This window comes from Streptomyces sp. HSW2009, assembly GCF_040240285.1.
In the GTDB taxonomy this organism is placed as follows: domain Bacteria; phylum Actinomycetota; class Actinomycetes; order Streptomycetales; family Streptomycetaceae; genus Streptomyces.
The window spans coordinates 1-9,847 of the sequence record NZ_JBEHZD010000286.1 but is presented as its reverse complement, the minus strand read 5'-3'; the positions used below and the strand labels follow the sequence as shown (position 1 = coordinate 9,847).

11 protein-coding genes are annotated in these 9,847 nt (G+C 69.7%); 3 read left to right on the top strand and 8 right to left on the bottom strand.

The window, feature by feature from the left end; genetic code table 11:
- Positions 1 to 198: 198 nt before the first annotated feature.
- Entirely contained in the window at positions 199 to 981 is a 783-nt protein-coding gene (locus AAHZ94_RS20575) for an SDR family NAD(P)-dependent oxidoreductase (RefSeq protein ID WP_349994448.1), read from the bottom strand.
- 140 nt (positions 982 to 1,121) lie between these two features.
- Here AAHZ94_RS20575 and AAHZ94_RS20570 point away from each other — a divergent pair, with 140 nt between their 5' ends.
- The gene (locus AAHZ94_RS20570; protein ID WP_349994447.1) at positions 1,122 to 1,709 is read left to right on the top strand and encodes a TetR/AcrR family transcriptional regulator; all 588 of its coding nucleotides are present in this window, start codon (positions 1,122 to 1,124) and stop codon (positions 1,707 to 1,709) included.
- A 124-nt stretch (positions 1,710 to 1,833) separates the two neighbouring features.
- On the opposite strand, the gene AAHZ94_RS20565 is transcribed toward AAHZ94_RS20570, so the two are convergent.
- The 3 genes from AAHZ94_RS20565 to AAHZ94_RS20555 form a co-directional block, all read right to left on the bottom strand.
- On the bottom strand, positions 1,834 to 2,049 hold the full coding sequence (locus AAHZ94_RS20565; RefSeq protein ID WP_349994446.1) for a DUF397 domain-containing protein: 216 nt from the start codon (positions 2,047 to 2,049) through the stop codon (positions 1,834 to 1,836).
- A 64-nt stretch (positions 2,050 to 2,113) separates the two neighbouring features.
- Positions 2,114 to 2,359: a DUF397 domain-containing protein gene (locus AAHZ94_RS20560; protein WP_349994445.1), complete on the bottom strand. Its 246-nt coding sequence runs from the start codon at positions 2,357 to 2,359 to the stop codon at positions 2,114 to 2,116.
- A complete protein-coding gene (locus AAHZ94_RS20555) occupies positions 2,356 to 3,207 on the bottom strand; it encodes a helix-turn-helix domain-containing protein (protein ID WP_349994444.1) in 852 nt (283 codons plus the stop codon). Before AAHZ94_RS20555 ends, AAHZ94_RS20560 begins: the two co-directional genes overlap by 4 nt.
- 252 nt (positions 3,208 to 3,459) lie before the next feature.
- Here AAHZ94_RS20555 and AAHZ94_RS20550 point away from each other — a divergent pair, with 252 nt between their 5' ends.
- The gene (locus tag AAHZ94_RS20550; protein WP_349994443.1) at positions 3,460 to 4,131 is read left to right on the top strand and encodes a hypothetical protein; all 672 of its coding nucleotides are present in this window, start codon (positions 3,460 to 3,462) and stop codon (positions 4,129 to 4,131) included.
- 256 nt (positions 4,132 to 4,387) lie between these two features.
- Here the strand turns inward: AAHZ94_RS20550 and AAHZ94_RS20545 are convergent, their stop codons facing one another.
- The 3 genes from AAHZ94_RS20545 to AAHZ94_RS20535 all read right to left on the bottom strand — a co-directional run bounded on the left by AAHZ94_RS20545 (position 4,388) and on the right by AAHZ94_RS20535 (position 6,480).
- Complete coding sequence (locus AAHZ94_RS20545; RefSeq protein ID WP_349994442.1) at positions 4,388 to 4,549, bottom strand: hypothetical protein; 162 nt, start codon at positions 4,547 to 4,549, stop codon at positions 4,388 to 4,390.
- Positions 4,550 to 4,705: 156 nt separating this feature from the next.
- On the bottom strand, positions 4,706 to 5,884 hold the full coding sequence (locus tag AAHZ94_RS20540) for a M20 family metallopeptidase (protein WP_349994441.1): 1,179 nt from the start codon (positions 5,882 to 5,884) through the stop codon (positions 4,706 to 4,708).
- A complete protein-coding gene (locus AAHZ94_RS20535) occupies positions 5,884 to 6,480 on the bottom strand; it encodes an XRE family transcriptional regulator (RefSeq protein WP_349994440.1) in 597 nt (198 codons plus the stop codon). Before AAHZ94_RS20535 ends, AAHZ94_RS20540 begins: the two co-directional genes overlap by 1 nt.
- A gap of 521 nt (positions 6,481 to 7,001) precedes the next feature.
- On the opposite strand from AAHZ94_RS20535, the gene AAHZ94_RS20530 reads away from it, so the two are divergent.
- A complete protein-coding gene (locus AAHZ94_RS20530; protein ID WP_349994439.1) occupies positions 7,002 to 7,985 on the top strand; it encodes an alpha/beta fold hydrolase in 984 nt (327 codons plus the stop codon).
- A 133-nt stretch (positions 7,986 to 8,118) separates the two neighbouring features.
- On the opposite strand, the gene AAHZ94_RS20525 is transcribed toward AAHZ94_RS20530, so the two are convergent.
- Positions 8,119 to 9,420 carry an MFS transporter gene (locus AAHZ94_RS20525; RefSeq protein WP_349994438.1) on the bottom strand — a complete coding sequence of 434 codons (1,302 nt, stop codon included), beginning with the start codon at positions 9,418 to 9,420 and terminating at the stop codon, positions 8,119 to 8,121.
- Between the last annotated feature and the right edge of the window lie 427 nt (positions 9,421 to 9,847).

Sequence of the window (9,847 nt, the reverse complement as noted above, 5' to 3'; positions counted from 1 at the left end):
GGGGGCGGGCTTATGTTAAACCCCCCCGGGGGGGGGGGGGGGTGGCGCCGGGGGGGGGGGGGGGGGGGCCGGGGCCCCGCCCCCCCCCCGCGGGGGGGCGGGGCGGGGGCGGGGCCGTTTTTCATCCGCGTGCGGCGAATTCCCCGGGAATCCCGTACGTGCGCAACGGGGCCCGCCGGCCCGGCCCGAGGAGCACACTCAAGCCGTCTTGATTGCTCCGCCGTCGATGACGTGGTCGGCGCCGGTGATGGCGGCGGCCAGGGGGGACGCCAGGTAGGCGGTGAAGGCGGCAACCTCGGCTGGTTCGATGAGTCGCTCCAGGAGCATGCCCGTTGCCGCCGGCAAGCCGGCCATGAGGTCGGCCTGTGGGACGCCCATGGACGCGGCCAGTTCGGCACCGTAGCCGGTCGGGCTCTGCCACATGTCGGTGCGGACCGGGCCGGGCGAGACGGTGTTCACGCGCACCCCGCGCGGGCCGAATTCGTGGACCAGGGCCTTGCCGAACGCGGTCAGCGCGGCCTTGGCCGTCGTATAGGGAACGGGCCCGCTGTGTGGGAGGCGGGCGCTGATGGACGACACGTTGATGATCGCGCCGCGGGTGGCCAGCAGGGCGGGCATGGCCGCGCGGGTGACGCGGACGGTCGCGAAGAAGTTCAGGTCCACCACCTGCGCCCACTGCGCGTCCGTCAGTTCCAGGAAACCGCCGCTGAGACCGCCGTCGCCGCCGCCGACGTTGTTCACCAAGATGTCCAGGCCGCCCAACTCGGCTAGGGCCTGGCCGACGAGGCGGTCCGCACCGGCGGGGTCGGACAGGTCCACCACCACCGGGTGCGCGCCGGTCGCCACCAGCTCCGGGGTGGTCCTACGGGCCGCCGCGACGACCCGCACACCTGCGGCGGTCAGGGCCCGGACGACGGCCAGCCCGATGCCGCGGCTGGCACCCGTGACCAGGGCGGTCTTGCCGTTCAGTTGCAGATCCATGATCCCCCTCCAGACATAAAAGCATCACTCATACCTCAGTAAAACTAGAATACGCGACACCAATGTCGCAACTATCTGGCGAGGCGGCACAGGGGCGTACCATCGTGGGTCACCCCGTCGCACTAGGAGGCCCCTCCCCCATGGCACTGCCCGGCTCCGCCAAACCGCTCCGCGCCGATGCCGAGCGGACCGTCCGCGCGATCCTCGAAGCGGCCGAGCGGGTGCTGTCCGCGAACCCTGCGGCGTCGATGGAGCAGATCGCCGAGGCCGCCGGGGTAGCCAGGACCACCGTGCACCGACGGTTCGTCTCGCGGGATGCCCTGCTCGCGGCGTTGGCCGCGTGGGCGACGCAGCGGTTCCACGACGCCGTCGAATCCGCCCGACCGGACAGTGTCCCGCCCGCCGTCGCGCTGTACCAGGTCACCGTGAACGTGCTGCGCGTGAAGATCGACTGGCGCTTCGCGATGGGCACGCTGCCCACCGACTCCCCCGATATCGCGCGCGTGCACTCCGCGGTGCTGGTCAGGTGCGAGCACCTGTTCGTCCGCATGCAGGACGCCGGCCTGTTGCGGCCCGGAACCGACCTGGAGTGGGCGCGCCGCGTGTACTACGCCCTGATCCACGAGGCGGCGGCCGAGGCGCCGGCGACGGACGCGGCCGTGGATGCACTCGCGACGCGGGTGGTCGATACGTTGCTGCGGGGCGTTGGCGCGTCGGGTACGGGGTGAGGTCACACGCCTTGTCGGGGCGTGGGTACGGGGTGGGTCCGCGGCCCACTCCGCAGGGCTCAGATACGGCGAGACCCGGCCCCCCGGTTACGGGATGGGGACCGGGCCTTGGTGGTGCGCCGGGTCAGCCGGTGAAGGTGGCTGCGAACTGGGTGAAGGCGCGGAACTCGGCGAGCGTGAACGCGAGCGACGGGCCCTCAGCGTCCTTGGAATCCCGAACGTGGACCGTACGGGGGGTCTGCGCGACCTCGATGCATTGGCCGTTGGAGTTTCCGCTGTAGGAAGACTTTCGCCAGGTCAGGCGGGCGTCTGCGGCGTCGGTACGGGTAAAGCCGGTCATGAAGGTTCTCCTCACGAGGCTCAATACGGCTTCGCAGCAGCCTATTGGAGCACCACCCAGCGGATCAGATATCGAACTCGCCATTCTTGATGCCCGACACGAAGTCCGCGAATGCGTCTGCGGAGAGAAGCAGCGCAGGGCCGTCGGGGTTCTTGGAGTCGCGGATGCCGCGCATGCCGGTGAGCGACGTGGCCGCCAGGTCAGCGACCTCGATGCACTGGCCCTGAGAGTCCCCGCTGTAGGAAGACTTTACCCAGGAAGCCCCTTCAAGCTCTGGTGCTGTGAGGAAGCGTCCGTTGTTGGTGGTCACTTGTGGAGTCCTTCCAAGTACTCGTTGAGGAGTTCCCGTGACTCGCCCACGGGAAGCGCAGCAGAAGCGATGCTCTCGAATTCGGCTTCCAGATAGGAGACCTGGTCCGGGTCGTAGGTGTGCGATCCACCCATGGGGTTGTCGATGCTGCCGACGGATGCCCATGGGTGGCGGAACGTGAGAATCGTCATCGCTCCGTTCGACCCGATGGACGGGTGAGCCGTCAGCGGCAGGATCTGAAGAGTGACGTTCTCCATGTTGGAGGCGTCGATGAGCTTACGAAGCTGATCCTTCATGACGCCGGTGTTGTTGTTGAATCGAGCGTGAAAGGCCGACTCGGAGACCAGGCCGTGGAACTTGGCGCGGCTGAGAACTTCCTGTCGAGCCAAGCGGATCGCGATCAGGGACTCCGGGCTGCTCCTGCTCGACCGTGCGCTGGAGTGGATCTCCCTTACGTAACCAGGTGATTGAACAAGTCCCGGAATTACCTTGGGGTGCATTACGCGAATAGTCTCGGCCTCCGCCTCCAGTTCCACGAAGTCCAGGTACGCCTCGATGACCTTGTCAGCGAAGGGGGCCCACCACCCCGTACCCGTGGGCTCCTCCGCGACGCGGGCGACCTCGGCGATTCCCTCCGGGTCATCGACCCCGATCTTCGCGCAGAGGTCAAACACCTCGTCGTGCGTGATGCGGTAGTAGCCGCGCTCAATACGGGAGAAGCGTGCACCGCTCCAGCCCATGGCACGCGCCGCTTCACCTGATGGCATGTCAACATCCTCGCGCCATCGACGTAGTTGGGCACCCACGCGGCGCCTTTTAAGTGACGGCGGCGGCTTCTTTTGCGTCATGGGCGCAGTTTGACACGACTACGTCGACAGGGGCCACGCGTACGTCCGTTCGAGAGTTTTTCTATGGTGAACGCGAATATTGCGAACCTAGCGAAAAAGGAGCACGCTGGGTTCGCGGCAAGCGCGACAGTTCATCAGTTCGCGCTCTTCCGTGGCTCTCCGTCACGCCCGCCGCCGTACGGACCAAGTTGCTTGCCCTGGCTGGGCCCGTACCTCCTCGTGCGCCCGTCCCCTCATCCCGGAGGCACGCCCATGACCACCACCGAAAGCGCACCGCAGCGGTTCTACTGGCGCGGACTACCCGTCCCCTTCATCGCTCCGTGGAGCGTGGAAAGGCCGCCTTCCTATGACGTCATCGAGACGTACGGGCCGGAGGGAAGCCGAGGAATCGGTTACGCGGATGAGCTTCCGCTCGACCGCAGGCGCGGCGTGCTGTGGATGCGTCGGGGGGTGAAACGGGGCGCCGGTACGCCGGACTTGGCCTCGGTACATCCGCTGCGGCAGCGGCAGGCGATGAGTCATCTGCTCTGCCAGGTGTGCGGCAAGTCGACGTTCGACGCGGACTACACGCGGTGGGGCAAACGCCATCTGGTCATCGCCCGTGACGTGTCGGGGCGGCCCATCGAGGAGGGAGAACTGACCGGGTCACCCCCGGTGTGCCGGCCGTGCGCCATCGAATCCGTACGGGGCTGCCCGCATCTGCGGAAGGGGCACGTCTCGGCCTTGGTCGAGCGCATCGAACCGTGGGGCGTGGCCGGCATCCTCTACCGACCGACCGCGTTCCACCCGCTCCCGGCGCCGCCCGCGTACTCCCTGTCGAAAGTGGCGTTCACCAACCCACAAATCGGCTGGACCTTAGCGGCCCGCGACCTCGCAACCCTCCACGGCTGCACGCCGATCGACTTGGATGAGCTCGCGGCGTAGGGCTCGGGGGCGTGAGTGAACGCCGCGTCCCGGCCGGAGCCCAGCCGTGCGCCCCCTACGTCCCGTACAACGGGTGGTTCTGGGTCCCCCCTCAGGGCACTGAACCACTGGTGGACCCAACAGACCTTTCCTAGCGTGGTGTTCACGATCGATGGGGTTCGTCCCCCTCTGCGGTCTGGTGCCGGTGACGTACCCGTGGGGCCCGACAACGCCGAGCCCCACGGCCAAGCTCATCCGCGCGTGCGTGCGGGTGAGGTCACTCGAACCACATGGCACCCGAGTTGTCGCCGTCGTTGTTGGGCTGACGGCCGAGGGTGACCTCCTCGACGGCGAACGCCTGCGGCACCACCAAACCCAGAGCCGGAACGGTGGGCGTGAGGGCTTCCTGGGCCTCGGGAACAGCGGAGGGGACGATCATCGTGCACTCCCTTACTTCTCCTGGGACGCCGGCCGGTGAGGCCGGATGCCTGGTTGGCTCCACCATCACACCGCCATCCCACGCCCAGCAGAATCGCCCGAACTATCCACTTCCTTTCCTCTTTCATTCCACCGCCCCCGCCCCCGCCGCTGGCTCTCACCCACGCAGAAGGTCCAGGACCGCACGGTGGTAGAGGGCGTGGACGAGGGGCAGTTCGGCGAGGTGGGCCCGTTCGTCCGTACCGTGCAACCCCTCGTAGGGGATGCCGAAACCGGCCGTAGCCGGCACATCGTGGCTGGCCAGAAGGTTCCCGATATTCGAAGGGCCCGCCGTTCGAGCGGTGATGTCCACCCCGAGGACGCCGGCGGCGCGGAACATCGCCGCGGCCGGCTCCTCCTCGGCAGCGAGCTGGAACGGCGGCCAGCACACCTTCTCCACCACCTCCGTCGGGGCCGGCGGCGGCAACTCGGCATCCAACCTCGCCACCGCCCCACGCACCAGGCCGGCAGCGGCCTGACCATCCAGCGCCGGAGTCAGACGCACGTCCACGTTCAAGTCGACCCGGCCCGGCGTCACCGACCACCCCGAGCCCCCGCTGATCGAGGTCACCGTCAACTTCCCCGGCAACGGAAACCGATCGTCAGCCTCCGGAAGCGGCACGGCATCAAGGAGCTGGACGAGGCGGGCGGCGCGGGAGATGGCGTTCGCAACCTTCTTGCGGGAGCCCGAGTGCCCGGCGGGCGCGAACACGCTCACCACCGCGCGCCACAACCCGCGGCCACCGACAACGAGTTCATCAAAGCCCGGGTAGCCGATCATGACCCCCGACGGGCGGTGTGCCCGGGCGTCCGCCAGGAAGGCGCGGGCTCCGCCGAAGGCGCCCGTGTGCTCGTCCACGTCCAAGAGCACGCTCAACCCCCCAGCCAGGCCCGCAGCCTCACGCTGGACATCAGCGGCGATGTGGCAGAAGAGGGAAGCGGCGAGCTTACTGTCCGCCGCACCGCGCCCCAGCAACCAACCATCGACCACCGCACCGCTCGTGGGCGAAAAGCTCCACGCGTCCTCGTCTCCGAACGGGGCCGTGTCCAGGCAGGCGTCCAACGTCCACCACGACCCCGGCCGGCCACCCTCCACCTCCACCAACAGCCCCACACATCCGCCGTCCGGCCCGAGCAGACGACGGTACGCGAGCCCCTGCTCCGCCAGCCACGCCTGGACGTGGCGCAACACCGGCTCGTAGTCGTCAATACCGCCCCGGCTCGGCAACCGCACCAACTCCCGCGCCAAGCCCACCACCGAATCCGCCTGTTCCTGAGCCCGCGCCACGATGTCCATCACGCCTCTCCCTCAAGTTTGGGCCACATCGGAAGTTGATACAGGTCGTGCAGGGAGTTCACCTGGCGGGCAGCGGCACACGCCTCCCGACCGTGCTGCACCAACCCCACCGACGCCTCCGGCCCCACCATCACACCGCAATCAAACCCATCCGCACCATGAAAGCTCGGCACCGGAATCACCGCTGCGCTCTCCGAAGCGACGAAATGCCGCTCCAATGCAGCAGCCGACTCCACGAATCCGATATGCAGCGGCCGTACCCCGTTCAAGCGCTGCCGCGGATCACGCAGGCTCAACAGCCGATGCAAGTGCTCCCACAACTCCGCATGCCGCGGTGGCCCGTATAAAACCCGGTAGTGCACCAGGCCAGGCACCTGCAACAGAGCACCCTCGATCGCGGCAAGGTAGGCCGGCTCCCGCGAGCGCGACCCCGCAACGACAACCTGCTCCCGCGCCCCGAGCACGACCTCCGTCATAGCCGCGACGAGATCCACGTGCCGCGTCAAGAGCCGGGTGACATTACTCGTCCCCTGCTCGGCCAGGCGCGTCGTCGCCCGAACCCCGTCCTGATGGGCGAACAACACCTGCGGCGCCATCCCAAAAACCTCACACAACCCACGCCGGTTGCGCTTTCCCGTCCGCCGACGCCCCGACTCCCACTGACTCAACATGGCCGGCGTCGCCCCACCCCGCGTAATGGCATTCAGACGATCGCACACCTCCTGCTGCGTCAAGTTCAAACCGAGCCGAGCCCGCCTCAAGGCCGAATCCGTCATGCAACCCAATATGGCAGGTAAATCACCGTGTTCGGATAGGCACTGCAAGGTTCCAAACCCGCCCCGCAGTCTTCAAGTTCCAGCGCGGCTTCTGCGTCGTGGACGGGCTGACTTACGCAAGGCCAGCCGTCAAGTTTCTCCGAGGGATCCCCAGCCCTCCAAGCGATGGGAAAACCTCACATACACAAGCCAGGAAGAAGATCATCAAGTCAAGCGACGGGGAAGCCAAGCACGAGGAGAGGCCCGGGCCGCCCCCACGCCCCGTACGACGGGGTGTTTCTGGGCCCACCCCCGTCGGGGTGCTGGGCCGCTGGTGGGACCAACGGGCCTTCCCTAGCGTGGTGTTCATGATCGATGACACGAACGAAGGACGACAGGGCGCCACCCGGCGGGCGGCGCTGCGGGGGATCGGGATCGCGGCGGGGGGCGTGGCGCTCGGGAGTGGGCTCGGGGGTGCGCCGGCCGTGGCGGACTCGCGGCGGGGGGCCGTGACGTACGTGCTGGTGCACGGCACTCACAGTGCCGGCGCGTTCTGGCTGCCGATCGCGCAGGAGTTGACGCTGCGCGGGCACCGCGTCGTCATGGTGGATCAGCCGCTGCACGGCGCGGAAGCCTTCGTGGCGGAGTCCTATCAGCGGCAGGATCTGGCGGCGATGGCGGTCGAGCCCTCGTCGTTGAAGGGGCTCGGGCTGGAGGAGTACGAGGCGCGCGTCACGGGTGTCGTGCGGCGGGCCGCGCGGAACGGGCCGGTGGTGCTGGTCGGGCACAGCCTGGGTGGCGTGTCGGTCAGCCGGGTCGGCGACGCGGTACCGCACCTGCTGCACCACCTCTGCTACATGGCGGCCTTCTGTCCCAGCCGCGCCATGCCCACGGCGGACGCCTGCACGGCGGCGCCGGAGAACGCGAACGCCGTCAGCCCGGTGGAGCTGACGGTGGGTGACCCGGACCGGCTCGGGGTGCTCAGGCTGAACTTCCGTACGGGGGTCGGAAGTGAGTTGGCCCTGTTGAAGGAGATGATCTGCGCGGACTACCCCGACGCCGACTTCCGCCGGGTGCTGGCCGGCATGCAGACCGACGAGCCCGTCACCGCCTACGCGGGCCGCGCGGTCGGCCGGGCCGGCACCTGGGGGCGCGTTCCCCGTACGTACCTGCGGTTCGGCAAGGACCGTACGATCGCCACCGCGCTCCAGGACAGGATGGTCGCGGAGGCCGACGCGGCCACGCCGGGCAACAGGTTCCGGGTGCACGACTTTCCCGAGGCGTCGCACATCGGCCCGCTCGATCCGACGCCGGTCGCGGACGCGCTGCACGCGCTCGCGGGGTAGGCACCCACGTTCCGCCCGGCGGGTCTTGGGGCCGCCTGGTGGTCACGGAGTTCGCGCGCTGGGGACCGGCCACCAGGGGCCAGTCCCCAGGTCGGTTTCGAGTCGGCGGAGCGGTTCGCCGCGGGCGGCGGGATCAACTACTTCCGGTGAGGTGCGGCTGTTGCTCCTGCGGCCCCGCGTCCTTGGTGTGCCGGGAGCGCTCGGCCCAGGCGGCGACCGGTGGGCCCGCCGCGCCGAGGCCCGCGAAGAACACGCCGAGGAGCAGCCAGCCCGTGTGCCCGAGGGCCAGCACCGCGCCGGTGAGGACCAGCGGGGCGAGGGCCTGGCCCGCGTCGAAGCCGATGCTCAGGAAGCCCTGGTACTGGCCCTGGGCGTGGTCGGGCGCCAGGCCGAAGCCGAGGGCGTAGCCGGCCGACGACTCCCACACCTCGCCGATGCTGTGCAGGCACACGGCGAGGACGGCGAGCGCCGGCGCGCACCAGGCGGGCACGTCCGCCATCAGCGCGAACAGCGGGCAACTGACGAGGAAGAGCAGCCCGGCGCGGCGGAAGGCACGGCCGCCCTGGTGCATGGTCTCCACGCGGGAACCGAGCCTGCTCTGAAGGAGCACGCACACCCCGCTGTTGAGCGCGTAGACCGCCGCCACCGTCCAGCGCGGGGCGTCCGTGTGGCCGGCGAGCCAGATCGGCACCAGCAGCGAAATCGTCTGGTATTGCAGGCCCATGGCGCTGTAGAGCGCGACGAAGGACACGTACGGCCGGTCGGCGAGTACGGACCACTGCCGGTGTTCCTTCGGCCGGGGCAGCGGCCCGAAGTGGGGGACGCGCAGCAGCCCGATCAGGGCGGCGCAGGCGAAACTGGCGGCGTTGGCCAGGATCAGGACGGTGTAGGCGGGGCGGGTGTTGACCTGGAGGGCGACGGCCGCGCCCAGCGTGCCGACGACGACGCCGAGGTTGACGTAGGTGCGGAGCCTGGCCCGGAAGGCCGCCGGGTGCTCCCCGCCGACCCGGGCGATGAGCGCGCCGCCCGCGGCGTTGCTCGCCGTGGCGGCCAGCCGGTCCACGGTGGCGACGAGCGTGAAGACCAGCCACCCGTCGATGAGGACGAACGCCGTCATGGCCACGGTCTGTACGGCGAGGGCCACCAGCCAGACCGTACGCGGCCCGTACCGGTCGGCCAGGTTCCCGGCCGGGATGCCGGCCGCCAGACCGCACAGCCCGGCGATCGTCAGCCCCGCCCCCCCCTGGGTGGCGGGCAGGTGCACCACGAGCGTGAAGTAGAGGATGGCGGCGGCGTTGAAGAGCCCGTTGCCGACCCGGTTGACGAAGGCGGCGGCGATCAGGGCCCGTTGCACGCCGCCGGCCGAGCCGCTGTCCGTACGCAGCCTGCCCGTACGCCGGCTGTCCGTACGCCGACCCGCCCCCCGCCCGATCATGACGCCCAAGCTAACAGCGCAGCTCAGGGGGGGCGCCGGCCGGTTCGCGTGATCTCGCCCACCGGGGCGCGCGGGGTGGGCTTGATGGGGTGGAGTTGGGTGGGTTGGGCGGCGCGGGGTGGGTGGTGCGCCCAGGGTGAGTGGTGCGCCCGGGGTCGTGATGCGTCTGCGTTCGCGGTCCGCCCGTGGCCGTGGGTGGTCCGCTTGTGTTTGTGGTCCGCCCCTGGCCGTGGGCGGCCGGCAGTCGTGGGTGGCCGATGGCCGTACGTGGCCGATGGCCGTGTGTGGCCCATGGCCGTGTGTGGCCCATGGCCGTGAACGGCCGGCAGCCAGCCCCCTTGGGCGAGGGTGGGGGCGGGGGGGGGGGGGGGGGGGGGGGGGGGGGGGGGGGGGGGGGGGGGGGGGGGGGGGGGGGGGGGGGGGGGGG

What these genes read in the sequence shown, in the direction of transcription:
- AAHZ94_RS20575 (WP_349994448.1), bottom strand. Translation starts at nt 981, where the DNA reads ATGGATCTGCAACTGAACGGCAAGACCGCCCTGGTCACGGGTGCCAGC.
- AAHZ94_RS20570 (WP_349994447.1), top strand. Translation starts at nt 1,122, where the DNA reads ATGGCACTGCCCGGCTCCGCCAAACCGCTCCGCGCCGATGCCGAGCGG.
- AAHZ94_RS20565 (WP_349994446.1), bottom strand. Translation starts at nt 2,049, where the DNA reads ATGACCGGCTTTACCCGTACCGACGCCGCAGACGCCCGCCTGACCTGG.
- AAHZ94_RS20555 (WP_349994444.1), bottom strand. Translation starts at nt 3,207, where the DNA reads ATGACGCAAAAGAAGCCGCCGCCGTCACTTAAAAGGCGCCGCGTGGGT.
- AAHZ94_RS20550 (WP_349994443.1), top strand. Translation starts at nt 3,460, where the DNA reads ATGACCACCACCGAAAGCGCACCGCAGCGGTTCTACTGGCGCGGACTA.
- AAHZ94_RS20545 (WP_349994442.1), bottom strand. Translation starts at nt 4,549, where the DNA reads ATGATCGTCCCCTCCGCTGTTCCCGAGGCCCAGGAAGCCCTCACGCCC.
- AAHZ94_RS20540 (WP_349994441.1), bottom strand. Translation starts at nt 5,884, where the DNA reads ATGGACATCGTGGCGCGGGCTCAGGAACAGGCGGATTCGGTGGTGGGC.
- AAHZ94_RS20535 (WP_349994440.1), bottom strand. Translation starts at nt 6,480, where the DNA reads ATGGCGCCGCAGGTGTTGTTCGCCCATCAGGACGGGGTTCGGGCGACG.
- AAHZ94_RS20525 (WP_349994438.1), bottom strand. Translation starts at nt 9,420, where the DNA reads ATGATCGGGCGGGGGGCGGGTCGGCGTACGGACAGCCGGCGTACGGGC.